At 71.2% G+C, this 23,815-nt stretch carries 18 protein-coding genes; 8 read left to right on the top strand and 10 right to left on the bottom strand.

The genetic code is table 11. The features are described 5' to 3' along the window. Window positions 1-63: 63 nt before the first annotated feature. Window positions 64-669, top strand: coding sequence for an isochorismatase family protein (locus B4N89_RS44665; RefSeq protein WP_078982332.1), 606 nt, complete (start codon window positions 64-66; stop codon window positions 667-669). A gap of 27 nt (window positions 670-696) precedes the next feature. On the opposite strand, the gene B4N89_RS44660 is transcribed toward B4N89_RS44665, so the two are convergent. Together B4N89_RS44660 and B4N89_RS44655 are read right to left on the bottom strand one after the other, a co-directional pair. Beyond that, window positions 697-1,401: a hypothetical protein gene (locus tag B4N89_RS44660; protein ID WP_078982331.1), complete on the bottom strand. Its 705-nt coding sequence runs from the start codon at window positions 1,399-1,401 to the stop codon at window positions 697-699. A gap of 138 nt (window positions 1,402-1,539) precedes the next feature. After that, the gene (locus B4N89_RS44655; protein WP_078982330.1) at window positions 1,540-2,046 is read right to left on the bottom strand and encodes an Lrp/AsnC family transcriptional regulator; all 507 of its coding nucleotides are present in this window, start codon (window positions 2,044-2,046) and stop codon (window positions 1,540-1,542) included. 90 nt (window positions 2,047-2,136) lie between these two features. Here B4N89_RS44655 and B4N89_RS44650 point away from each other — a divergent pair, with 90 nt between their 5' ends. From B4N89_RS44650 to B4N89_RS44640, 3 genes are all read left to right on the top strand, one after another. Next, complete coding sequence (locus B4N89_RS44650) at window positions 2,137-3,129, top strand: EamA family transporter (RefSeq protein WP_161501031.1); 993 nt, start codon at window positions 2,137-2,139, stop codon at window positions 3,127-3,129. A 157-nt stretch (window positions 3,130-3,286) separates the two neighbouring features. Beyond that, on the top strand, window positions 3,287-3,844 hold the full coding sequence (locus tag B4N89_RS44645) for a TetR/AcrR family transcriptional regulator (protein WP_078982328.1): 558 nt from the start codon (window positions 3,287-3,289) through the stop codon (window positions 3,842-3,844). Window positions 3,845-3,879: 35 nt separating this feature from the next. Continuing rightward, a complete protein-coding gene (locus B4N89_RS44640) occupies window positions 3,880-4,674 on the top strand; it encodes a hypothetical protein (protein WP_078982327.1) in 795 nt (264 codons plus the stop codon). A 30-nt stretch (window positions 4,675-4,704) separates the two neighbouring features. Here B4N89_RS44640 and B4N89_RS44635 read toward each other — a convergent pair whose 3' ends face one another. Beyond that, window positions 4,705-5,199, bottom strand: a complete 495-nt coding sequence (locus B4N89_RS44635) for a hypothetical protein (RefSeq protein ID WP_143658316.1) — start codon at window positions 5,197-5,199, stop codon at window positions 4,705-4,707. 118 nt (window positions 5,200-5,317) lie between these two features. Here B4N89_RS44635 and B4N89_RS44630 point away from each other — a divergent pair, with 118 nt between their 5' ends. After that, window positions 5,318-6,064, top strand: coding sequence for a hypothetical protein (locus B4N89_RS44630; RefSeq protein ID WP_143658315.1), 747 nt, complete (start codon window positions 5,318-5,320; stop codon window positions 6,062-6,064). Window positions 6,065-6,116: 52 nt separating this feature from the next. On the opposite strand, the gene B4N89_RS44625 is transcribed toward B4N89_RS44630, so the two are convergent. The 5 genes from B4N89_RS44625 to B4N89_RS44600 all read right to left on the bottom strand — a co-directional run bounded on the left by B4N89_RS44625 (window position 6,117) and on the right by B4N89_RS44600 (window position 15,072). Further along, on the bottom strand, window positions 6,117-7,382 hold the full coding sequence (locus B4N89_RS44625; protein WP_078982324.1) for an aspartate kinase: 1,266 nt from the start codon (window positions 7,380-7,382) through the stop codon (window positions 6,117-6,119). A gap of 79 nt (window positions 7,383-7,461) precedes the next feature. After that, a complete protein-coding gene (locus B4N89_RS44620; protein WP_078982323.1) occupies window positions 7,462-8,820 on the bottom strand; it encodes a diaminobutyrate--2-oxoglutarate transaminase family protein in 1,359 nt (452 codons plus the stop codon). Between the two features lie 76 nt (window positions 8,821-8,896). Next, window positions 8,897-12,964: a Pls/PosA family non-ribosomal peptide synthetase gene (locus B4N89_RS44615; RefSeq protein ID WP_235619347.1), complete on the bottom strand. Its 4,068-nt coding sequence runs from the start codon at window positions 12,962-12,964 to the stop codon at window positions 8,897-8,899. A gap of 900 nt (window positions 12,965-13,864) precedes the next feature. Beyond that, on the bottom strand, window positions 13,865-14,083 hold the full coding sequence (locus tag B4N89_RS44610) for a hypothetical protein (protein WP_078982321.1): 219 nt from the start codon (window positions 14,081-14,083) through the stop codon (window positions 13,865-13,867). 446 nt (window positions 14,084-14,529) lie between these two features. Then, entirely contained in the window at window positions 14,530-15,072 is a 543-nt protein-coding gene (locus tag B4N89_RS44600; protein WP_078982319.1) for a tetratricopeptide repeat protein, read from the bottom strand. 394 nt (window positions 15,073-15,466) lie between these two features. Here B4N89_RS44600 and gyrB point away from each other — a divergent pair, with 394 nt between their 5' ends. Beyond that, window positions 15,467-17,476, top strand: coding sequence for a DNA topoisomerase (ATP-hydrolyzing) subunit B (gene gyrB / locus B4N89_RS44595; RefSeq protein ID WP_268812612.1), 2,010 nt, complete (start codon window positions 15,467-15,469; stop codon window positions 17,474-17,476). Between the two features lie 67 nt (window positions 17,477-17,543). On the opposite strand, the gene thrS is transcribed toward gyrB, so the two are convergent. Continuing rightward, a complete protein-coding gene (gene thrS, locus B4N89_RS44590) occupies window positions 17,544-18,794 on the bottom strand; it encodes a threonine--tRNA ligase (RefSeq protein WP_321170762.1) in 1,251 nt (416 codons plus the stop codon). 351 nt (window positions 18,795-19,145) lie between these two features. Here thrS and B4N89_RS44585 point away from each other — a divergent pair, with 351 nt between their 5' ends. After that, window positions 19,146-21,086: a LamG-like jellyroll fold domain-containing protein gene (locus B4N89_RS44585; protein ID WP_078982436.1), complete on the top strand. Its 1,941-nt coding sequence runs from the start codon at window positions 19,146-19,148 to the stop codon at window positions 21,084-21,086. 19 nt (window positions 21,087-21,105) lie between these two features. On the opposite strand, the gene B4N89_RS44580 is transcribed toward B4N89_RS44585, so the two are convergent. After that, on the bottom strand, window positions 21,106-21,495 hold the full coding sequence (locus B4N89_RS44580) for a DUF1801 domain-containing protein (protein WP_078982316.1): 390 nt from the start codon (window positions 21,493-21,495) through the stop codon (window positions 21,106-21,108). A 630-nt stretch (window positions 21,496-22,125) separates the two neighbouring features. On the opposite strand from B4N89_RS44580, the gene B4N89_RS44575 reads away from it, so the two are divergent. After that, window positions 22,126-23,814: a helix-turn-helix domain-containing protein gene (locus B4N89_RS44575; protein ID WP_143658314.1), complete on the top strand. Its 1,689-nt coding sequence runs from the start codon at window positions 22,126-22,128 to the stop codon at window positions 23,812-23,814. Window position 23,815: the final 1 nt, after the last annotated feature.

The following is a 23,815-nucleotide window of genomic DNA, read 5'->3' as shown; positions in this document are numbered from 1 at the left end:
CATGCCCGAAAACCATGCCCGAAGACCGGGCAACCACCGTCGAACGAAAGGCACTTCCCACTCATGCACCCCTCCGCGACCCTGCGCGAAGTCATCGGCCTCGACAACACGCCGCCCCGCCTCGGCGGCGAGTGCACCCTGATCATGATCGACTTCCAGAACACCTACCGCACCGGCGTGATGGCCCTCGACGGCGTCGAACCGGCCCTGGCCGCCGGAGCCCGACTGCTCGCCGCGGCCCGTGCGGCGGGTACGCCCGTCGTGCACGTCGTCAACGACGGCGGACCGGGCACCCCGTACGACATCCGTGCCGAGATCGGCGCGATCAGCGGCGAAGTGGCGCCGGTCGACGGCGAATCGGTCGTGGTCAAGCAGGTTCCCGACGCCTTCCACGGCACCGACCTGGAGCGGACGCTCCGTGACCTGGACGCCGGCCCCGACCTGATCCTGGCGGGGTTCATGACCCATATGTGCGTCACCTTCACCGCACAGGGCGCCTTCAACCTCGGCTACCGCCCCACCGTCGTCGCCGAAGCCACCGCCACCCGCGCACTGCCCGCCCTTGACGGCGCCGGCACCCCCGCCGAAGCACTCCAGTCGGCAGGCCTGACCATCATCGCCGACCTCTTCGGCCTGGTGGTGCCGACGGTCGCGCACCTGGTCGACTGATCCGCCGGCGTGGCGGGCCCGGGCCGGTCAGCGGCGGCTCGGGCGGGGTTGGGGTTCGAGTTTGCGGACTCTGGCCAGGCGGGCCGTGTCGCCGTGGTCGCCGCGGTAGCTGTACGGGCCGGTGAGCGGGGGTTGGTGCAGCGGGTCGGTGAGTGCGACCAGGAAGGGCAACTCCTCCTGGCGGTCCGCGGATTCCTCGAACTCCACGTGTCGGCCCGCCACCACGACGGCCGGTCCGGATCGGCGGCACCTGGTGTAGTCGATCAGGCCGGACAGGTCCTCGATGGAGGGCACCCCCTTCGCCCCGGACGGCAGGTGTCCGCGTCGGTACGCCTGCCGTTCCCGGGCGGACGCGTCGGCGTACTCCGGCACCCGTACGCCCCAGTAGGCGTGGATCGCCGCCCACAACACCGACTCGGGTGCGGCGACCACTCCGTCGGTCCAAGTGCGGCGGCAGCCGACCGCGAAACTCAGGAAGCCGCTGTCCCAGTTGTTCGGCTTGATCTCGGCGATGCCCCGGGCGCCGGAGTCGTCGAAGCCGAGGAGGTGGTGCGGGACGTCGATGTAGAGGGCGAGGCCCTTGTTGACCATGGAACGCTCATGTTCTTGTCCGTCGGCGGTGAAATATTTCCGTTGCCGGTCCGCGACGTCCTGGCAGCCGGCCACCGCCCGCGCATAGTTCGCCGACGTGTCCGAGCGCTGGGTCCACTCGCCGTACAGCTGAATGATCACGCGCGACTCCTCACCCCACCGTGATAACCGACGGAAGTCAGCCAATCACTATCCGCAAAGGGCGCGCAGGTATGTTTTGCGCCAAGCTCCGACCGTGCGCCGGCGTGCGGGGGGTGGTGCGGCCTGGAGGTGCGGGCGTTACGCGCGGGCGGCCGGCTCCGCCTCGTCGGCCGCCCCGGCCGTGGATTCGGCGGACAGCAGCGGGCGTTCGAAGACGGTGCGCAGCACGATGGTGGTGCCCGTGCCGCGGATGACCGGGATCGCGCGGATCCGGTCGAGGGTGTCGGCGAGCGCGGCGGTGGAGGCCACCCGGACCTTGATCCAGAAGCAGTCCTCGCCCGCCACCTCGTGCGCCTCCAGGACGGCGGGCTCGCGATGGATCGCCGCCTCCACCTGATCGCGCGCCGCCCGACCCGCGTCGAAGCGCAGCGCGATGAACGCGGCCGTGCCGGCGTCGACCTGCGCCGGGGCCAACTCCGCGTGATAGCCGGTGATCACCCCGTCGCGCTCCAGTCGTTGGATCCGCTCGCGCACGGCGGGTTCGGACAGATCCACCGATTTGGCCAGGGCGCGCACGGTGCGCCGGCCGTCCGCGCTCAGTGCGCGAAGGAGCGCCCGGTCGATCTCGTCGAGCTGCCGCGTCATGGAAAAGCCCCTTGTTCCGGCGATCGTGCCTGACCTACTCTAAAAAAGGTTAGCAGCATGGATCTCCTAATTTAATGAGGTGTGCTGGTCGTGTTGTCTCCTCAAAAGAGGGATCGGCTGTTGCCGTGGGTCGCCCTCGTGATCGTGTGGATCGTGTGGGGCTCGACCTATCTGGGCATCCGCTACGCGGTCGAGACGATCCCGCCGCTGCTCTCGGCCGGGACCAGGTTCCTGGTCGCGGGCCTGCTGATGTTCGCGGTGGTCGGCCCGCGACACGCCCGCGGCGCGCACCGCCCCACCTGGCCGCACCTGCGCTCGGCGGCGATCATCGGCGGGCTGCTCCTGGTCGGCGGCAACGGGCTGGTGAGCCTGGGCGAGCAACATCTCGACTCGGGCTTCGCCGCGCTGGTCGTGGCGACGGTGCCGGTGTGGATGGTGCTGATCAACGCGCTGGCCACCCGGACCAGGGTGTCGGGCGCGGTCCTGCTCGCGCTGCTCCTGGGCACGATCGGCATCGGCGTCCTGGTCGGCGGCCCGGGTGGCGACGTGCACATCGGCGGCGTGGTGATGGTCCTGATCGCGTGCGTGTTGTGGGCGGGCGGCTCGGTGTACGCGCGTACCGCGCCGCTGCCCCGGCATCCGCTGGTGGTGACCTCGTTGGAGATGATCACGGCCGGGGTGACGCTGTTCGTACTGGCCGCGCTGCGCGGGGAGTTCGGGCAACTGGACGTGGCCGCCATCTCGACCGCCTCGTGGCTGGGGCTGGCCTGGCTGGTGTTCGCCGGGTCGATCGTCGCGTTCAGCGCGTACATGTACGTCAACAGCGTGCTGCCCAACGACACCGTGGCGACCTACGCGTACGTCAACCCGGTGGTGGCGGTGCTGCTCGGGGCGGCGATCGCGGGCGAGTCGGTGGGCCCGAACGTCTACCTCGGCGGCGCGATCATCGTCGCGTCGGTGGTCCTGATCGTCGCCGCGCGCCCCCGCCCGGCCAAGTCGGTCGAGAGGGCGGTCGAGGAGCCGGTCGAAGGGGCCGCGCGCGTCCCGGACGTCGGCTCGCCGGAAGACGCCCGGCACGGGTGAGGGCCCCGGGCCGGCCCACCGGTGCCCTCGACGCGCCGGGGGCCGAGGGCGCACGATGCCCGGCACTGTTCATACGATGCCGTATGGATGCAGGCCGGCACCCACGAGTACGACACCGTACGGCGGGGCGTGACGCGAGAACGAGAGGAACCGGATCGTGGGCGTGACCCGTACACCGCGCGGCAGATGGGTCGAGGAGGGGTTGCGCGCGCTGGCCGCGGGCGGTCCCGAGGCGGTCCGGATCGAGCCGCTGGCGCAGGCACTGGGCGTCAGCAAGGGCGGGTTCTACGGGCACTTCGGCAACCGGGGCGCGCTGCTCGCCGAGATGCTCGACACGTGGGAGCGCGCGGTCACCGAGGATGTGATCGAGCGGGTCGAGGCCGGCGGGGGCGACGCCAGGGCCCGACTGGATCGACTGTTCGAACTCGCGTCCACGAGCGAGGGGCCGGTCCTGGGTACGACCGCCGACCTGGCGGTGCGGGACTGGGCCCGGCGCGACGCGGCGGTCGCGGAGCGGCTGCGCCGGGTGGACAACCGCCGGATGGACTACCTGCGTTCGTTGTTCGGGACGTTCTGCGCCGACCCGGGCGACGTCGAGGTGCGTTGCCTGCTCGCCTTCTCGCTGCGGATCGGCATGCACTTCGTCGCCGCCGACCAGGGCCCGTACAGCCGCGGGGAGGTGCTGCAGCTGACCCGGAAGTGGCTGTTGAGATAGCCGACTTCGGGGTCGGGTCCGTACCATGGCCCGGCATGACGGGGGTCGGGGATTCGAAGCGGCAGCAGGGCAATCTCGTACTGCTGGTGGCGGCGCTGCTGTTCGCGGTGCTCGTGCTGCCCCGCGTACTGGAGGACGACAAGGGAGCCGGGGGCGCGCCGGCGGCGTTGGCCGCCGCGACGAAGGGGGCGCCGACGGCGAGGCTGCCCACGGGGTTCCCGACGGTGCGCGGGCTGCCGGCGGACCCCCGGCAGACACCCGGGCGGACGCCGAGCGGGAGCGACTCCCGGCCCGGCGGCTCGGTGCCGACTCCCGTGCGCGACCCGCGTGCGGACGCGTTCGCGGCGGTGGCCCACAAGGGGACCTGTCTGAACGCGTGGCAGACCGGGACGGAGCGCGGCAGCGGTTGGAACACCGACATCCCGCGTGCGGTGGACTGCGATGCGGACAGCGCGTTCGTGCGCGTGGCCGGGGTGAACGCCACGAACTGCCCGATCAGTGACCCCGGGGTGACCAGTTGGCGCTACCGCGAGGTCGAACTGTGCCTGGAACGGCAGTTCCGCAAGGGCCAGTGCTTCCTGGTCTCCCGCTCGGGCGGGACCGAGAACTCCCCGCGCTATTCCGCCAACCTCTTCACCTGGATCGACTGCGACGCGGCGCGCATCCCGGCGAGCTTCGACTCGCTCCTGGCCGTCACCGGCGTCTACCGGGCCCCGGCCGACGTCCGGGCGGGTGCGTGCGCCAGGGTGGCCAACGACCGTACGTACTACTGGTATTGGGTCGCCCACAATGACACCACGCTGGTCTGCGCGACCCATCCGAATCGCTGACGCGCGAGCCGAACCCCCGTCCACGCGGCGTCATGTGCGAGTCGCGGTATGCATCACCCCGAGGCCGATCCCGAGGGCGAGCAGTACGATCGGCCCGGACGCGAACAGGTAGTACATGCCGACGAGGACGGCCAACGTGCAGTAGGCGGCGGAGACATAGGACAGGGCCTTTTGCAGCTCCGGTGACCCGTGCCGGTTGAGCCGCACGACCAGGGCACAACACACCGCCGCCCACAGCGCCGCCCGCTCCTGCCCGAACGACGCCGTCTCGAACAGGTCCGCCGCCGTCTTGTGCAACCCGTTGTCGGCCATCGACGCGGCCGCCCGGGCGAGCGCTTGCACCCGGTCCGGCGGCGCGGCCCCCGGTCGCAGACCGTCGATCACCGACCGCCAGTATTCGGACAGGAGCAACACGGCCGACCCGAGGCCGTGAAGCACCTTGACCGACTTGTCCTCGGACCCCAACCGCCCCCGGACGGGCGCCTGTTCGTCCCCTGCATCCCCCGAACCCCCGTCAGTCGCCATCCGCGCAGCGTAGCGAACGACGAACGGGCGCGAGTCCGGGATCTTCGAGGTGGAACCGATCCGGGTCCCGCCGCATCGGAGCGAGGTGACTTCGAGGGACGGCGGGGGTGTACGGGTGATGCGCAGGGGTGGACGGGTCGCGGTTGCCGGGTTGGTGGCGGCGGTCGTGGTCGGTGGCGCGGCGGTGTGGCGGCCGTGGGAGTCGGGCGGGTCGGGGCCGGCGGACGACGGGGCGGTGTTGGCGGCGGCCGATCGGGTGTACCCCGTGTTGTCCGATCCCTATGGGGACCGGTACAACGCGAAGTTGTCGCCCACGCTGATCCGGCAGCGCGAGGCGTTTCGGCAGCGGGTCGCGGAAGTACTCCAGCGGCATCTGCCGCCGACCACCGCCGTCGCCATCAGCGAGGCCACGTTCGGTGACTACCGGATCACGGCCGACGGCAGGGAGTATCGGGTCGGGCTGAACCTCGACACCGTGCGAGTCGCGAAACATCCGCCGAAGGGGGTGGTCCATCTGGTTCCGGACATGAGCGTCGACCCGTACACCCCGTGGTGCCGACCCCCCGACAAGCGCGAGAAGGATCTCGGCTGCGTCGACGGGCCGCTCCCGGGCGGCGGGGCGGTCGCCGTCTACTTCCCCGCGCGGACCGACCTGCCGGCCGCCGGCGTCGGTACGACCGGCCCGTCGGCGGTGTTCCGGTATCGGGACGCGCAGGTCGGTCTGACCGCGTTCGCCCACCCCGAGTCCCGCGCCCTTCCGCCGATCACCGGCGACCAGTGGCTCGCGGTGGTGCGCGACCCGTCCTTCCTCGAACTGGTCGACTACTGGCGGGCGCACCCCACCATCAAGGGCCACGGCTGGTGACCGCCGGCGCTAGGATGCACTCCCGGCGCCGGCGGCTTCGACGGTTGCGCGATCAGCGGCCCGAACCCGCGTGGACCAGGGCCTCCTCCGTCGTGTCGAGGTCGAACGCGGTGTGCAGGGCGCGCACCGCGTCGACCACCTGTGCGGCGCGGCACAGGACGGAGATCCGGATCTCCGACGTCGACATGATCTCGATGTTGACGCCCACGGCCGCCAGCGTCTCGCAGAAGGTCGCGGTGACCCCCGGATCGGCCCGCATCCCGGTGCCGATCAGCGAGACCTTGCCGACGTCCGCGTCGTGGCTCACCCCCTCGAAGCCGAGCTCGTCGCGCGCCGCGTCGAGGGCGGCCGGCGCGGCGGCCACGCCCTGTTCGGGTACGACGAACGTCAGATCGGCGCGGGGCTCGTCCGGTCGTGCCGCGTTTCGCACCACCATGTCGATCTCGCCCCAGGCGTCGCCGACCGCGCGGATCAGCCGGCCCACCGCCCCCGCGCCGTCCGGAACCCCGTGCACGGTGACCTTCGCACCGGACAGGTCGTGCGCGACACCGGTGATCCGCGACGGTTCCGCGCCGGCATCGCCGGGCGCGCCGGACACGGTGGTTCCGGGCTTGTCCCCGTACGAGGACCGGACCTGGATCGGAACGCCCCAGCGGCGGGCGTACTCGACCGAGCGCAGGGCCAGCACCCGACTCCCCGACGCCGCCATCTCCTGCATGGCGTCGTAGGTGACATGGGAGAGCAGCCGCGCGCTCGGCACGATCCGGGGATCCGCGCTGTACACGCCGTCCACGTCCGTATAGATCTCGCAGACGTCGGCCTTGAGCGCGGCGGCCAGCGCGATGGCCGTGGTGTCGGAACCGCCGCGGCCCAGAGTGGTGATGTCGTCGGTGTCCCGACTCAGGCCCTGGAATCCCGCGACCAACACGATGCGGCCCCGGTCGAGCTCCCGCCGCACCCGATGCGGGACCACCTCGACGATCTGCGCCCTGCCGTACTCGGCGGTGGTGAACACGCCCGCCTGCGGGCCGGACAACGAGCACGCCCGCGCGCCCAGGTCGCGGATCGCCATCGCGGCCAGCGCGTTGGAGATGCGCTCGCCCGAGGTGAACAACATGTCCAGCTCGCGCGGGTGCGGGAAGGGCGAGATCTTCCGTGCCAGGTCGAGCAGTTCGTCGGTGGTGTCGCCCATGGCGGACAACACCACGACGACGTCGTGACCCTCGTGATGCGTGGCTACCACGCGTTCGGCGACCTGCTTGACGCGCTCGATGCTGTGCACCGAGGAGCCGCCGTACTTCTGCACGATGAGAACCATGGAGTGAGGTCTCCTCGAGGCCGCCCCGGACGGGCGGCCGGTCGGCGCCGGGTCGGCCGGTGGCCCGGTGCGGATGGGCCTACGGGTGACCGGCTTCGACGGCGTCGACGAGGATCGTGCACGCGGTGTCCACGACCTCGGCGGTGACGTTGAGCGGAGGGAGGATCCGCACCACGCAGTCCTCGCGTCCGCCGCGTTCGACGATCAGCCCCCGGCGCAGCGCCCGGGCCTGGATCGCGCGGGCGAACTCCGCGGCGGGCAGCCCGGTCTCCGGGTCCGCGATCTCGATGCCCCACATCAGGCCCCGGCCGCGCACCTCGCGCACCCAGGGGTCGGCCATCAGCGGCGTGAGTCGTTCGGCGATCTGCGCGCCGCGCCGACGCACGTTGCCCAGGATGTCGTCGCGCCGGACGATGCGCACGGCCTCGACGCCGGCGGCGAAGGCGAGTTGGTTGCCGCGGAAGGTGCCGATGTGCGCGCCGGCCGCCCAACCGTCGAGCGCGTCGTCGTACAGGATCACCGCGATCGGGGTGCCGATGCCGCTGAGCGCCTTGGAGGCGACCACGACGTCCGGCTCGATCCCGTACTGCTCGAACGCGAACCAGGTGCCGGTGCGCCCGCAGCCGGTCTGTACCTCGTCCACGATCAGCGGGATCCGCAACTCCCGGGTGAGCACCCGCAGTCGGCGGACGAAGTCGGCGGTCGCGGGCACCACGCCGCCCTCGCCCTGCACGAGTTCGAGGAGCACCGCGGCGGGCAGCGGGATGCCGGCGTTGCCGTCGGTGAGCGAACGCTCCAGATAGCCCACGCAGTTCGTGGTGCACGTGTCGGGGCTCAGGGCCAGCGGGCACCGGCCGCAGTAGGAGAACGGGAAGAAGTGGGTGCCGGGCACGCCGTTGGGAACGGGCCGCTTCGCCGAGACCAGACCGGTCAGCGCCATGGCGGCGTGTGTGCTGCCGTGGAAGCCGCCCTGGAAGGTGACGACGTCGCCGCGACCGGTGGCGATCTTGCAGAGCTTGATCGCCGCCTCGATGGCGTTGGCTCCGGTGGGACCGCAGAAGTGCACCTTCGTGCGCTCGCGCATCCCGGCGGGCAGCATGGACAGCTGGGCCTCCAGGAACGCGTCCTTGACCGGCGTCGGGAAATCCAACCCGTGGGTGAGCACGCCCAGTTGCGCGGTGACGGAGCGGACCAGCTCGGGGTGGTTGTGGCCCAGGGACAGGACGCCGGCGCCGGCGAGGAAGTCGATGAAGACGTTGCCGTCGACATCGCGCACGAAGCTGCCGGCGGCCTCGGCCAGCGCGATGGGCAGATTACGCGGATACGTACGGGCGTTGGATTCGCGCCGGGCTTGGCGCGCGAGCAGTTCGGCGGAGCGCGGACCGGGTAGGTCGCACGCCACGTGGGGCTCGGTCATGGTGACCTGGGCAAGCGTCATGGGGATCTCCGATGGGGACTACGGGACATGGGGGATGGGACTGGGGGACCAGGGACGGGAACGGGAACGGGATGCCTCACCCGGGGCGGGCCGGGATGCCACGCCACCGGGTCTCGTCGGGCAGGTGTTCGCCCTTCATCACCAGGGACAGTGCGTCGAGCGAGGCGCCCGCGCCGACCCGCGCGTCGTAGAGCACGACGGACCGGGTGCCGACCGAGGCACCCGCGCCGATCCGGACCTCGGACATCTTCATCACGCGGTCCTCGAACAGGTGGGTCTGCAGCGACGTCACCTCCGCCACCGCCGCGTCGTCGCCCACCTCGACCAGGTCGAACTCGGTCAGATACGTGGTGCCGAGCCAGACCCGCCGACCGATCCGGGCGCCGAACAGCCGCAACACCGGGCCCATCAGCGGGGTTCCGGTGAGGATGTTGAGCAGGCTGGGCACGACCAGGTTCTCGTACAGCCCGGTGATCAGCTCCGTGCGCCGCACCCAGATGCTCCACAGCGGTTCGACCCTGGCCCGATAGCGGCCGACGACGAGCCACTTCAGCACCACCGCGGCCAGCGTGGAGCCCACTCCGACGGCCAGGAACAGGGCCGGACCGAGCAGGAACAGCACCCACGGCGAGCACGCTTCGGCTAGCCGGACGGCCGCGTACAGACTGCCCAGCGCGCCCAGCGCGGCGATCGTGGCGGGCAGCGTCACCCGGAAGTACTCGATCGCCAGCCGGGCCGCGATCAGCCCCCGACTGGGGTCGTACGTCAACTTGGCCGGGAATTCCCGGCTCTCCTCGCGGCGCGGCAGGAAGATCGCGGGCGATCCGAGCCAGGTGGTCTCGGGATCGATCGGCCGGGTCGGCGCGAGCGAGTGCACGCCGAGCAGGCTGTTCTCGCCGAGCCGGCACGAGCCGGGAACGAGCGCGCCGTTGCCGACGAAGCTGCGCGCGCCGATCTCGGCCGGGGCCAGCGCGATCCGCCCGTGATGGAACACCGCCGGGCCGACCACGCTGACGTCCGCCACGAAGCTGCGCTCGCCGATGATCAGCATCTCGGGGTCGACGAAGCTGACCGTGGCCACCTCGGACCAGCGTCCGGTACGGGCACCGAGCAGGCGCAGGAACGGGACGAGGTACAGCGTCGAGTAGAGCGCGTGGGTCAGGGTCAGACTGGCCGTCATCATGCCGTCGCCGATCCACTTGCGCACGCCCAGGCCGCTGCGTTCGGGATGGATGCCGGCCCGGGAGCGCGGCAGCAGTCCCCGCTTGACCACCAGCACCAGCACACACGTGAACAGCACCACCAGCGGCCCGGCCGGGAGTGTGGCAAGGATTGCCCAGCCGAAGCCGTACCGCCAGGCGACGACCCCCACGAGCGCGCCGGCGGTGCCGGCGACCAACAGCGGGACCAGGGCGAGCAGTACGGCGCCCGCGCCGAAGCCGATCAGGACCCGCAGCGGCCAGGCGCGGCCGTCGTCCTCGGCCGCCATCGCGTCGAGCAGGGCCGGCGCCCCCTCCTGACGGGTGACGGGTGAGCCGGCCCAGTGCTCGTCGGCGGGCAACACGTGGTCCGCCGGAACCAACGACTGCTCCCCGACCGAGGTGCGGTCGCCGATCACCGCGCCCGCGAGCACGACGCTGTTGGTCCCGACGAAGCATCCGGCGCCGATGCGGACCGGCGCCAGTCGCAACCACCCGTGCTCGACCACGTACGGCTGCACGCGTGCGCCGTAGCCGATGCTCGTCCCGTCGCCGATCTCCACGAACGCGGGCAGTCCGAGTACCGCCGACACATGGCAGCCGCGACCGACCCGGGCGCCGACCAGCCGCAACCACGGGGCCAGGAGCGGGGATCCGGTGAGGAACGCGAGCGGGCTGAACGCGAGCATCCGCCCGTACAGCCAAAACCGCAGGTAGGTCACGCCCCACAGCGGATACCACCCGGGACGTACGCCGAGCATCAACAACCGCGCGGCGAACAGCGTGACGAGCAGGCTCCCCACGAGCCACCCCACCTCCAGGGCGATGAACCCGGGCAGGTACAGGTGGGTGAGGCGGTCGAGCAGGCCGCCGGGCGCCGGCTCGTGGATCGGCAGGTCCCAGGCCAGGAACAGCCGGTACAGCAGCACGACCGCGGGCAGGCCCAGGGCGAGCAGCCACGCGTACAGCGCGACGAACTGCGCCACACCGCAGGCGAATACCCGCCGGCTGCGGTGCCGGAGCGGCGCCGGCGCGGGGGTGGCGGGCCGCGGTGCGGCACCGGCCGCCCGGTCCTCGGCCGCCGCCTCGGCCTCGACGTGCCGGGCCAGGCCGCGAATGGTGGGGTGGGCGTACAGGTCGCCCATCGCCACGCCGCGCAACTCCGGTTCCCGGCGCAGCCGGGAGATCAGCCGGGCCGCCGCCATGGAGTGGCCGCCGAGGTCGCAGAAGAAGTCGTCCTCGACGGAGATCTCCGCGCCGCCGAGCACGTCCGCCCAGGCCCGGGCCAGATGCCGCTCCAGCGCCGTCTCGGGCGCGACGGAGGTACCGGCGCGCCGGTTCAGCGGCGCGGAGGCCGGCGCGGGCAGCGCGGCACGGTCGACCTTGTCCGCGGCCAGCAACGGGAATTCGGGCAGCACCTCGACGTAGGAGGGGATCATGTACGCGGGCAACCGGCTCTGTAAGGCCACCCGCAACCGGGCCCGCAACGCGTCGGAAGCCGGGGCCGACGCCCCGTCGCCGCCGCCGACGAGGGTCACGTAGCCGACCAGGTCCTGCACGACGCCGTCCCGCTCCAGCGGGGTCACGACCGCGTTCTCGATCGCGGGGTCCTCGCGCAGCACCTCCTCGATCTCGGCCGCCTCGATGCGATAGCCGCGGATCTTGAGCTGGGTGTCGACCCGGCCGAGGTATTCGATCTCGCCCGTCGCGGTGAACCGGCCGAGGTCGCCGGTGCGGTAGATCCTCGGCACATCGGCGCGTTCGGCCTCGATCGGGTTGGTCACGAATCGCTCGGCGGTCAGGTCGGGACGGTTGACGTAGCCGACCGCAACGCCCGGACCGCCGACGCAGATCTCCCCGCCCGCGCCCTCGTCGACCGGGCGCAACCGCTCGTCGAGGATGTAGACCCGGTAGGTCGGCAGCGGTACGCCGATCGTCACCGGCCGGTTCGGGCTCAGTTCGCCGCAGGTCGCGGTGACGGTGGTCTCGGTGGGTCCGTAGGCGTTGAGGATGCGCCGATCGGGTCGCGACCAGCGCCGGACCAGGTCCGGCGGGCAGGCCTCGCCACTGACCAACAGGCTGCGCAGGAGCGGGAATTCGCCTTCGATGGTGGTCAGCAGAGTGGGTACGCAGCACAGCACCGTGATCCGGTGTTCCAGCAGGAAGTCGCTCAGCCCCTGCCCGACCCGGCCGCCGTCGGTGGGACCGGAGATCAAGGTGGCCCCGGCGATCCAGGCCGGCCAGATCTCCTCGACCGAGAAGTCGAACGCGATCGAGAGTCCCTGGTAGACCCGGTCCCGGGCGCTCACCCGGTAGATCGGGGTGACCACGTGCAGGAAGTTGGCGATGCTCGCGTGCGATACGGCCACGCCCTTCGGGCGGCCCGTGGTCCCGGAGGTGTAGATCACGTAGGACCACGAGCCCGGCTCGATCCGCACGTCGGGCCGATCGTCCGGTTGTCGGGCCAAGTCGGGGGCGACGACGTCGAGTTCGAGCAGCGGGCAGGTCGCCTCAGCGGTGCGCCGGCGCATTTCGGACGTACTGACCAGGTCGCACAGGTCGGCGTCCCGGGCGATGAAGGCGACTCGTTCGGCCGGGAACGACGGGTCGAGGGGGACGTAGGCGGCACCCGTCTTGATCACGCCGAGCAGGGCGACGTAGGCGTCGAGCGAGCGTTCCAGGAGGATTCCGACCGTGCGGCCCGGAGCGGCCCCGCGGTTTCGGAGCAGATGCGCCAAGCGGTTGGCTCGGCGATCCAGCTCCGCGTAACTCAACGAGGTGTTCTCGCAGACGACGGCGACGGCCTCCGGATTGCGGTCGCAGGAGCGCTCGAAGAAATGGGGAAGTACGCGGATCGGTGACTTGTCGAGAGGAGCCGTCGGGGGCGAAGCCCCCGGCGCGACGACCGAGTTCACCGGTCCGGGAGTGGTTCTCATACGGGTCATGACTCGTCCTCGTCGGGGGATTTATGTAAACCCGGTTGAATAATGAGATTCCGTCGGATATGCCTGAAGATCGACATACATCAGGGCGTGAAGGACCGCTGCGACACCGCCCGCGCGTGACCGGCGCTACGGGGAAGGGCGCGAGTTGCAGGCGCCATCGGTGCAGGTGAAGACGTATTCAAGGACCTGGAAGCACCCGCCGAAACGGCCCGAGACGAGCCGACGCGGCCGTTTCGCGCGGTGGATTCCGGCGAACGGCCGGAGAGCCGAAGAACGCCGTGACGGCGCCTGGGGTTCGGCTCTCTGTGCAATTCGAAGTCGTGATCATTCTTGACCGGGAAGATCACGGTCGTGCCGCCTATTGCGACTCGTGCCGGGCTCGACATTTGCCCGATAGCGCATTGAAGGCGAAATGAAAACTAGGTTCGCGAGCCGTCTTGGGAACAGGTGAATACGAGCCAACGTGGGGTGGCCCATTGCGGCGGGTGAGGTTTACCACGGGTAACCGGGGCCCGGCGCCGCACGCCGCCGCGGGCCCGCCCGATCGGACAACCGGAGGGGGGATGGAGGCGGGCATGGGTGGGGGAGGTATGCCCTCGACGGCCGGCCGGTGTCATGTGCGGGCGCCGGCGTGGAAGTTACCTACCGGAAACATGCGGCTACACAGTGTGTCCATGTCGGCGGCGCGGGGGCGACATCGCGCCGACGGCGCGTCGGCAGAAGTCGTCCGTGGGCTTCGAGAAGCTCCGACGGCGCGTAAAGACTCGCTTACGGTTGGTTCTCGGTTGCCTCTCGACGCACCGGGAACGACCGCGATCGATCATGCGGTTCGAACGTCGCCTCGTCGTCGGCGCGCGGTGCGTGGTGCGCGGCGCGCGGTGCGCGACGGCCGTGGGTGGGTCACCCGCCGTCGTGCCGGGGCCACTCGTCGCCGCCCTCCCAGGCGACCCGATCGCGGTCGGCGGGGTCCAGGCCCAGTTCGGCGGCGAGGGCGTCGAGTTCGCCCCGGTCGTGCAGTCGACGGTAGGTGCCGTCGGCGAGCATGGCCAGCCGATATGTGTCACCGGGACGGTACGCCTCGACGACCAGGTCGAAGCGCCCGTGTGCCTTGTCGCTCATGTCGTCCAGGGTCGCGCACCAAAGTGCGGTCGGCCGGCGCCGGCGGGCGCGCCGGATCGGGCCGCGGCCGGGAGCGGCGACGGGGATGAGCGCGGGCCCCCGGAGGGCCGGAGGCCGGAGTTACAGCGGAAGGACAGGGAGTGCTCGGGGACGCCCGCATGCTCGGGGCAGTCGTCATCGGCGCCGGGCTCGGGCGCGGCTGCGGCGGGTGGGCCGGGACGCGAGGGGCGCCGCGACGGGCCCGACCGGCGCGAACGGCACGTCGGCGTGGTCGCGGGAGGGCCATGCGCGACCGCCGGCGTCGACGCACCCGCATCACCTGAAGAACCGGCGGTAACGACCGTGAAGCCCACCGAGGCATGCCTGCCCGGTCGATGCCCGCCGGGATCTTCGTGGGCCGGGCGACGCGCGCTACGCGATCCCGCCGGGGCACGCGTGGGTGACGCTCAGCCGGCCGTCGTGGGCTCCGCGTTCTCGATCAGGGCGCGGGCGTAGTTGGTGACCGAGCGGGTGTAGCGGGGCAGGTGCGGCGCCAGGGCGCCCAGGGCGAGGCCGAGCGCTTCGCGTTCGCGCCCCGAGTCGACCAGGGACAGGGCCAGGAAGGCGGCCAGGGCGTCGTCGAGGTGGTCGGATCCGGCTTCCCGCTCGGCGGTCAACAACGCGACGCTCTCGGTGAGTTCACCGAGGTTGCGCAGCGTGCTGGCGAACTGGATGGTGGCGGGGCGACGCATGTCGTCGGGCAGCCCGAGGGCGAAAGCGCGCCGATAGTGCGGCGCAGCCTCGGCCTCGTAGCCGGTCGAGTCGTACGCCGACCCCATCCAGTAGGCCGCGATCGCGTCGTCGCCGGGCCGTTCGTCGACCAGCGCTCGAACGGCGGCCACGAAGTCGTCCGGCCGATGCGCGTCGAAGTCGGCCCACAGATCGTCCATGCGCCGCGTCCAGGTGTCGGTGCCGTGGTCGGTGCCGTGGTCGATGCTGTTGTCGGTCATGTGTGCGAAGCCTCCGCGGAGTCGGGACGGGTGGTGCCTCACCGCGGCCGGGCCGCGGTGGGAACGATCCTGCCGGGTGCCGGGTCGGGTGGTTGGCGGCGGGGTGGACCCGCATCGGCTCGAAGGGCTGTACGGCGATCTGGCGGCCTGAAAGGCTGGTTTGGGTAGGGGGATTTGCCTCCTGGGATTTCAGGCGCCCAGAAAGGCGTATAGAGGCCCTGAAGATCTGGTGTTCAGGTCCACATTGGGTATGCTGGACTGGTTCCCGAGGCGAGGAAATCCCTGCGTCCCGGGGCTTGTTCGGCCTGTCCGGGGCCGGTGTATCACCCGACGACACGACCGCTCCCGCCATCGCGGCGGGAGCGTGATTCGTGATGCCAGAAAAGAGGGCCCTGTGACTGATTCCGGCAGCCTTTCCGCCGTCGCGTCGACCGACGACGGCGGCGGGAGGGAGCGCCCGGCGTACGACGCCGGCGCGATCACGGTGTTGGACGGGTTGGACGCGGTGCGCCGACGACCGGGGATGTACATCGGCTCGACCGGCGAGCACGGGCTGCATCACATGGTGCAGGAGATCGTGGACAACTCCGTCGACGAGGCTCTCGCGGGGGTCGCGGACCGCATCGATGTCACGCTCCTGGCCGACGGCGCCGTACGGGTCGTGGACAACGGACGCGGGATTCCGGTCGGGCTGCACCCGGAGAAGGGGCTACCGGCCGTCGAATTGGTGCTGACCGTGCTGCACGCGGGCGGCAAGTTCGGAGGTGGCGGCTACGCGGTCTCCGGCGGGCTGCACGGCGTGGGGTTGTCCGTGGTCAACGCGCTGTCCACGCATCTGTCGGTGGAGATCCGCGCCGACGGCCGGCGGTGGACCCAGGACTACCGCCGGGGCGTGCCCGTCACCGAACTGGTCCGGCACGAGGCCGTTTCCGACACCGGCACCTCGCTCACCTTCCGGGCCGACCCGGACGTCTTCGAGACCACCGAGTATTCGTTCGAGACCCTGGCCCGTCGGCTCCAGGAGATGGCCTTCCTCACCAGGGGCCTGACCCTGACCCTGACCGACGCACGCCACGGCGCACCCACGCCCGGCACCGACGAGCCCGCCCGGTCCATCGTGTACCGCTATCAGGGGGGCATCGTCGACTTCGTCACCCACCTCAACGCCGGCAAGGGCGAGCCGGTGCACGCGTCGGTCGTCTCCATCCGGGCCGAGGACGCGGAGCAGTCGGTGTCCGTCGAGGTCGCGATGCAGTGGAACTCCCGCTTCAGCGAGGGGGTGTACTCCTACGCCAACGCCATCCACACCCGCGAGGGCGGCATGCACGAGGAGGGTTTCCGCGCCGCGCTGACCGGTGTGGTCAACCGCTACGCGCGCGAGCGACGGTTGTTGCGGGAAAAGGACGAGAACCTGCCCGGCGAGGACATCCGGGAAGGGCTGACCGCGATCGTCTCGGTCAAGCTGGGCGAGCCGCAGTTCGAGGGCCAGACCAAGACCAGGCTGGGCAACACCGAGGCGCGGACGTACGTACACAAGGCCGTGCACGAACAGTTGACCGACTGGTTCGCCCGCAACCCGGTCGACGCGACGGAGATCGTCCGCAAGGCGGTCCAGGCCCGGACCGCCCGGCTCGCCGCGCGAAAGGCGCGTGATCTCACCCGCCGCAAGAGCCTGGTGGAATCCATCGCCCTTCCCGGCAAGCTCGCCGACTGCCGGTCCACCGATCCGGCCGCCTGCGAGATCTTCATCGTCGAGGGCGACTCCGCCGGAGGTTCGGCCAAGTCCGGCCGCGATCCCGAGTATCAGGCGATCCTGCCGATCCGGGGCAAGATCCTCAACGTCGAGAAGGCCCGCGTCGACAAGATCCTGGACAACCAGGAGATCCAGGCCCTCATCTCGGCCTTCGGCACCGGCGTGCACGACGACTTCGACATCGACCGGCTGCGCTACCACCGGATCATCCTGATGGCCGACGCCGACGTCGACGGCCGGCACATCAACACCCTGCTCCTGACCTTCCTCTTCCGCTTCATGCGCCCGCTGATCGAGGCCGGCCACGTCTACCTCTCCCGCCCGCCGCTGTACAAGATCACCTGGGGTCGGGGCGACATCGAATACGCCTACGCCGATCGGGAACGCGACATGCTCGTCGAACGCGGCCGGCGCGAGGGCAGGCGGCTGCGCGAGGAGAGCATCCAGCGCTTCAAGGGGCTCGGCGAGATGAACGCGGAGGAGTTGCGGGTGACGACCATGGACCGCGACCACCGGGTCCTCGGACGCATCACGCTGGAGGACGGCGCACAGGCCGACGCGCTCTTCTCGATCCTGATGGGCGAGGACGTCGAGGCGCGGCGCGGGTTCATCCAACGCAACGCCGCCGACGTGCGGTTCCTGGACATCTGACGCGGGGGTTCGGGTGCCTCGCACCGCGGCGACCGCGGCGGCGCGAGGCATCCGCATCCCGTCGGACCTACACCTCCGGGGCCTTCTCCTCCCACAGTTCGCTCGCGTGCGCCGCGACGAGGGCGGCGATTCGGGCGAGTACGTCGTGCGCCGGCCGTGCGTCGAGCCGCCGGCCGTCGCGCAGGCGCAGGGCGACGTGCTCGGCGGCGGCTTCGCGGGCGCCGAGCACGGCCTGGTAGGGGACCAGGCGCGCCTCCCGGATCCGGGCGCCGAGGCTGCCCCGCTCCGGACCCGCGACCTCCACCCGCAGTCCGAGGTCGGCGCAGCGGCGGGCCACCTCCTCGGCGCCCGGCCACTCGGCCTCGGTGATCGGCAGGACCACCACCTGGGTCGGCGCGAGCCAGGCGGGAAAGGCCCCACCGTGCTGCTCGATCAGGTGTGCCACGGCCCGTTCCACGCTGCCGATGATGCTGCGGTGGATCATCACCGGCCGATGCCGGGCCCCGTCCGCGCCGATGTAGTGCAGGTCGAACCGCTCGGGCTGATGGAAGTCGACCTGGACGGTGGACAGGGTGGACTCCCGGCCGGCCGCGTCGGTGACCTGGATGTCGATCTTGGGGCCATAGAACGCGGCCTCCCCCTCCACCGCCTCGTACGGGAGGCCGGAGCGGTCGAGTACGTCCCGCAACAACGCGGTGGCCCGACTCCACTTCTCCGGCGCGGCGACGTACTTCCCGCCCGGGCCCGGGAGGGAGAGCCGGTGGCGGCTCGCCTCGATGCCGAGCACCCCATACGCGCGGCGGATCATCTCCAACGCGGCCCGCACCTCGTCGGCGACCTGGTCGAGGGTGCAGAAGATGTGCGCGTCGTTGAGCCGGATGGCCCGCACCCGGGTCAACCCACCGAGCACGCCGGACAACTCGGAGCGATACATGCCGCCCAACTCGGCCATGCGCAAAGGCAGTTCGCGGTAGCTGTGGGGGCGCGAGCGGTAGATGACCGCATGGTGCGGACACAGGCTCGGCCGCAGCACCACCTGCTCGCCGCCGAGGTCCATCGGCGGGAACATGTCGTCGCTGTAGTGCGACCAGTGGCCCGAGATCTCGTACAACTCCCGCTTGCCGAGCACGGGCGAGTAGACGTGCCGGTAGCCCGCCCGGCGCTCCGCGCCGCGGATGTACTCCTCGAGGGTGTGCCGCACGGTGGCGCCGTCGGGCAACCAGTAGGGCAGCCCCGCGCCGATCAGCGGGTCGGTGTCGAACAGGTCCAACTCGCGGCCGAGTCTGCGGTGGTCGTACATGGGGGTCTCCTCGCTGATGTCGGGCGAGTGACTCCAAGCCGAAGCCCCGGGGCACTCGCCCCGGGGCTTCTTGACCAGACATCCGTCAGCGCGCCGGGACACTCTCCGGCGTCGTCGTCGAGACGGCAGCGCGCTTCATGCCGGAAACCGTAGCAGAGGGGTACCCGGCCGGCGGTACGGTGCGTCGTCCCGACCCCGAGGGTTTCCTCCCGCCGGGTGAGGGCGCGGACACGGCGGGTGGAGCATCGCCGTGCGCCGGCGGCGAATTCACGCGGTCGTCGGCCGTTGTTGGCGGTGTGGATGATCTTCGTGGGTTTTCCGACCCATACGGTGCGCATGCCCCACCCCGCCTGCGCCCGGAGAAGCACCATGTGCGAGCAGCACGACGACGATTGCCCCCAGCCCGTCACGCCCCTGTCCGGGCCCGCCCGGCGGGCGTTCCTGCGCTCCGCGGCGCTGGCCGGAGCCGGTGCCGCCGCGGTGGGGGCGGTCGGCATCTCACCGGCCGCCGCGGCCGGGACGGACGGCGGCGCCGAGGGTGTGGCGGCCGACGCGCCGGTGGACGCGCAGGGCATGCCGGCGTGGCGTCCGGATCGCGACAGTCGGCGATTCACGCTGGTGGTGATGCCGGACACGCAGTACATGTTCGACGAGCCGAGCATCACCACCGCGCCGATCGAGGCGTCGTTCCGGTACATCCTGGAACACGCGCGCCAGGACAACATCGTCTTCATGGCGCACCTGGGCGACCTCACCCAGAACGGCCGCAAGCCCGAATTCGACGGCATCGGCCGGGCGTTCGAGGTGCTCGACCGCAAGGGCGTGGCCTACAGCGTGCTGGCGGGCAACCACGACATCGATTCCAACACCGACGACCGGCGCGGCCGGTCCGCGTACCTGGACACCTTCGGCCCGCAACGCTTCCGCGGTAAACGCTCGTTCGGCGGGGCCACCCCGGACGGCTACAACACCTACCACCTGTTCCAGGCCGGGGGACGGGAATGGCTCGTCCTCGCCCTGGACTGGCGGCCCTCGCCCGCGAGCATCGCGTGGGCGCGCAAGGTGATGGCGGACCACCCGCAATCGCCGGTGATCCTGACCAGCCACGAACTGGTCTCCGCCGACGTCCCGGGTCGCGAGGCGGAATTCTCCGACCACGGCCGCCGGTTGTGGGACGAGTTGATCAAGGGCAACGACCAGATCTTCCTCACCCTCAACGGCCACTACTGGCCGGCCGGCCGCAGCACGCGTCGCAACGACGCCGGCAACGACGTACACCTGCACATCACCAACTACCAGAACCGCTACTTCGGCGGCGCCGCGATGATCCGGCTCTACCACTTCGACCTGGACCGCGACACCATCGACGTGGAGACGCTGTCCCCGTGGATCCTCGGTCGCAACAGCCGCGACCTCAACGAACTCGAACGCCGCGAGATGGAGTTGACCGGACCCGACGACTACTTCTCGGTGCCGGTCGACTTCGACAAGCGCTTCGCGCGCTTCGCGCCGGTACCCCAGCGCCCGGCCCGCCCGGCCGCCCGCATGGTGGTGCCCGGCACGGTCGCCTACTGGCGCTTCGACGGCTCGCACAAGGACGGCGCGCCCGTGCCCGGCGGGCAGCGTGTCAAGGACCTGTCCGGGCGCGGCAACGACCTGACCCTGATCCCGGCGCCGGGCGCCGCGGCCGGGTCGGTGAGCTGGTCCGGGCAGCACCACCCGGACCAGCCCGGACACGGCAGCGTCCGGATCGCGGGCGGCAAGTCCCCGCTGCGCGGCGGCCACTTCCAGACGGCGACCGACGCACCGCTGAACCGGGCGACGTTCCGCTCCGGATACACCGTCGAGGCGTTCTTCAAGCTGCCCGCCGACTGGGACGGCGGCAAGGACGCGTGGTCGGCGCTGCTGAGCCGCTGGGGGATGAGCGGCGAGGCGCGCAAGCCGAAGGGCGACCCGCAGGAGCCGGTGGTCACGCTGAGCCTGTCGGGCGGACGCGAACTCCAGTGGTGCGTCTACCCGCTGGACGGCGACGGCTCGGCCACCAACTGGAGCCACGAGCTGACCCCGGACGCCTGGTGGCACGTCGCCGTCGTGAACGACGCCCGGCAGACCACGATGTACATCGACGGTTGCCCGGTGGTGCGCAACCCGACGGCCCGCGCGAACGGCCTGACCACGCTCAACCTCCCCTGGATGCTGGGCGGTTACGCGTACGACGGCAAGCTCGACCAGACCGTCAACGCCTGGGTGGGCGACGTGCGCGTCGTCGATCGCGCGCTGCGCCCGGACGCGTTCATGATCGGTCGTTAGTCGGGCCGGGTTGCCCGGATCACCGCTTGAGCCTGCGCCAACCTCCCGCGCGGTTGTTGGCGATGATCTGCTCGAACATCGCCTTGAGGGCGGGACCGTTGACGGTCTCGCCCTCGCGGACGGCCACCGTACGGGCGGTCTTGTTGTCGTGGCCGCCGGTGATGATCCCCTCGGGGTCGGGGACGATGGCGCCGTCGTACAGGAACACGTTGACGTGGTCCTTGGCCGCAAGGAGTGCGCAGATGTTGCCCTGGAGGACGAAGTAGGGCCGGACGGTGCGCTTGATGGTCTCGACCACCTCGTCGTCGGCGGCGTGCACCAGGTCCCGGACTTCGCGACAAATGGCCTGCTGCCACTCGGGCAGGGCCTCGATGTAGGTGTCGACCCGAGGGTCGGTGACGTATGTCATGGCCCGCAACGTAGCCGAAGCGCGCGTCCGCGGCCGGCGGTGAACCTCCACGGGTAAACGCGCCGGTAGCCCGTACTTCGTGCGGGCGATGTCCCCCCATTCGTGACCGACGTTCCGCCGACGAATTCCACGGCGTATCCCGCTGTAGTCGCCGGACGCGCGACATTTCGAAGCAGTCGCGTTATATTTGCTGTCGGTAAATCCGCGCGACCGAGCCGAACGAATGGCGGGCCGGATTCGATGCCCGGGTGACGGTGCCCCGGAAACACGCCCCTCGCAGCGAAGTTACCGAAAGGTATACCAAACTCTGGTAACCCGCTCGGCCTTATCGAGATTTCCCACCCGGTCAAAAATCCTGGGCAATGCGCCTTACACGGCGCGGAGGCCCGCAGGGCTGCGAAAACGCAATGATCCCGGCCGGGCCGGCAGGCGTGACGGGTTGACGGGGACCGCGGCGGAACACGCTTCGGGTGCGTTCACGGCGCACAGTCCCGTACTTCCGGACCGCCCGACCCACGTCCACACCGCGACCGGCCGGATGAACGGGGCGGGTATGAGCGAGCAGGACAGGGTCCTCCTGCGGGAGGCTTCGACGGGTACACCCACCGACACGCGGTGCGGGCGGCGGCCATGAGTGCCACGTACGCGGAAAAGAGCCGCGTCGAACACTCGCGTGCGACCGATCACCCCGGATTCGACGAAAGCCGTCTCGCGCACGTCGGCCCGCTCGCGGAGGCGCCCACCGACGCGTACCCGAACCCGTTCCACCCGGACGCCGACGACGAGCACGCGAGCGATCGGCGGGTGCGTGACCTGCTCACCGCGCAGCGCCTGGCGGCCGGCCCGAACGGCACCCGCGACCTGCTGCGGTGGCTCGCCCACCGCACCGGCGCCCACATGCGCATCGTGGACCACCAAGGGGCCGTCCAGCACGAGGCGTTCGGGGAGGCCGCGAGCCCCGCCGGCCGCGACGTCGCACCGCGATCCGGCATCGGGCACACGATCGCGCTGGGGATCGGCGGCGAGCGCGACGCACCGCGGGGCACACTGCAACTCGTCGCCCCGGTCCGGGCCGGGCAGCGGACGCAGGTCCTGCTCGCCGACACCGTGCCCGTGCTCGGCTGGGCCTGGAACGCGGAGCGCGCGACGGCCGAGCGTCGTCGGAGCGCCGAGGCGGACACGCGCAGTCGCCAGGCGGTGCTGCGACTGCTGAGCACCGGGCACACCTCGACGGCCCAGGACGTCGCACTGGCCATGGGTGCCCCGCTGCCCGACGTGGTGGGCGTGCTCGTGGTCCGATTCCCGGAAGAGCGCCGTCGCGGCATCGAACGCGCGGCGCACCGCCTGTCCGGCGACGGAGTGCGCTGGGCGCCGGACCTGACGCACGCCGATCGCCTGGTGTTCCTGGTACCGGCGTACGGATCGCCGGCCGGATTCGGCGAGCGTGGCGCCGCCGGAGCGGAACGGCCCGAGACCGCCCACCGGTTGGCCGGTCGGTTGAGCCGGGAGTTCGACGACGTCCTCGTCGGGGTCAGCGACGTGTTCGCCCTAGAACACACCTCGGTGGCCTACGAGCAGGCCGCGCGCGCGGTGTCGCGGGCGCCGGCCGGAGTGGATCGAGTGGTCGGGTTCGGGGAACACGCGACGCCGGACGAGTTGATCGGCCCCGACGGTGTGGCCTGGGCACGGCGGCGACTCGCGCCGTTGCGGGCCTACCGACCCGCCCGACGCGCCGACCCGGGCGCCGACGAACTGGCCACCACCCTGGAGACCTGGCTGCGCCTGGGCGGCCGGGCCTCACGCCGACTGCACCTGCACCGCAACACGTTGATCGCACGGCTGAAGAGCGTGGCCGCGCTGCTGGACGCGAACCTGGACTCGTTGGCCGTTCGGGCCGAACTGTCCCTGGCGTTGCGCATCCTGGCGCTGCACGGTGCGGGCGACCGGGATGGCGGGGTCGGAATCGGTGGGGAGGAGAACGGGACGGTCGCCGAAGCGGTGACGGTCGAGAATCTGCTGGCGCTGCCTCGGGTCCGGGCCTGGGCCGAGGATCTGGTCCGCCCGCTCGGTTCGGACGCGGGATCCCACGATCTGCGAACCCTGCGGACCTGGCTCGACCTCGACGCCCGGATCGAGCCGACCGCTGCGGCGCTGGCGATCTCCGGGCCGGGCGTGCGCAAGCGCCTGGTCCGGATCGAGGAACGCCTGGGCGCGGGGCTGATCGGTTGCCCCGCCGCCCAGATCGACCTGTGGCTCGCCCTGCGGGCGGCGGCCCACACCACGACCACCGCCCACCCCGAGCCCGCGCCGCGTTCTTGAG

Source organism: Embleya scabrispora (genome assembly GCF_002024165.1).
GTDB lineage: Bacteria > Actinomycetota > Actinomycetes > Streptomycetales > Streptomycetaceae > Embleya > Embleya scabrispora_A.
Note: the sequence above shows the minus strand (reverse complement) of the source record. Positions and strands in the feature narration are given on the sequence as shown.

Excerpts from the sequence above, each read along its gene's own strand:
- B4N89_RS44625 (WP_078982324.1), bottom strand. The coding sequence starts at position 7,382 with ATGGTTCTCATCGTGCAGAAGTACGGCGGCTCCTCGGTGCACAGCATC.
- B4N89_RS44610 (WP_078982321.1), bottom strand. The coding sequence starts at position 14,083 with ATGAGCGACAAGGCACACGGGCGCTTCGACCTGGTCGTCGAGGCGTAC.
- B4N89_RS44635 (WP_143658316.1), bottom strand. The coding sequence starts at position 5,199 with ATGGCGACTGACGGGGGTTCGGGGGATGCAGGGGACGAACAGGCGCCC.
- B4N89_RS44575 (WP_143658314.1), top strand. The coding sequence starts at position 22,126 with ATGAGTGCCACGTACGCGGAAAAGAGCCGCGTCGAACACTCGCGTGCG.
- B4N89_RS44630 (WP_143658315.1), top strand. The coding sequence starts at position 5,318 with ATGCGCAGGGGTGGACGGGTCGCGGTTGCCGGGTTGGTGGCGGCGGTC.
- B4N89_RS44665 (WP_078982332.1), top strand. The coding sequence starts at position 64 with ATGCACCCCTCCGCGACCCTGCGCGAAGTCATCGGCCTCGACAACACG.
- B4N89_RS44620 (WP_078982323.1), bottom strand. The coding sequence starts at position 8,820 with ATGACGCTTGCCCAGGTCACCATGACCGAGCCCCACGTGGCGTGCGAC.
- B4N89_RS44640 (WP_078982327.1), top strand. The coding sequence starts at position 3,880 with ATGACGGGGGTCGGGGATTCGAAGCGGCAGCAGGGCAATCTCGTACTG.
- B4N89_RS44655 (WP_078982330.1), bottom strand. The coding sequence starts at position 2,046 with ATGACGCGGCAGCTCGACGAGATCGACCGGGCGCTCCTTCGCGCACTG.
- B4N89_RS44615 (WP_235619347.1), bottom strand. The coding sequence starts at position 12,964 with ATGACCCGTATGAGAACCACTCCCGGACCGGTGAACTCGGTCGTCGCG.
- B4N89_RS44585 (WP_078982436.1), top strand. The coding sequence starts at position 19,146 with ATGTGCGAGCAGCACGACGACGATTGCCCCCAGCCCGTCACGCCCCTG.
- B4N89_RS44580 (WP_078982316.1), bottom strand. The coding sequence starts at position 21,495 with ATGACATACGTCACCGACCCTCGGGTCGACACCTACATCGAGGCCCTG.
- B4N89_RS44600 (WP_078982319.1), bottom strand. The coding sequence starts at position 15,072 with ATGACCGACAACAGCATCGACCACGGCACCGACCACGGCACCGACACC.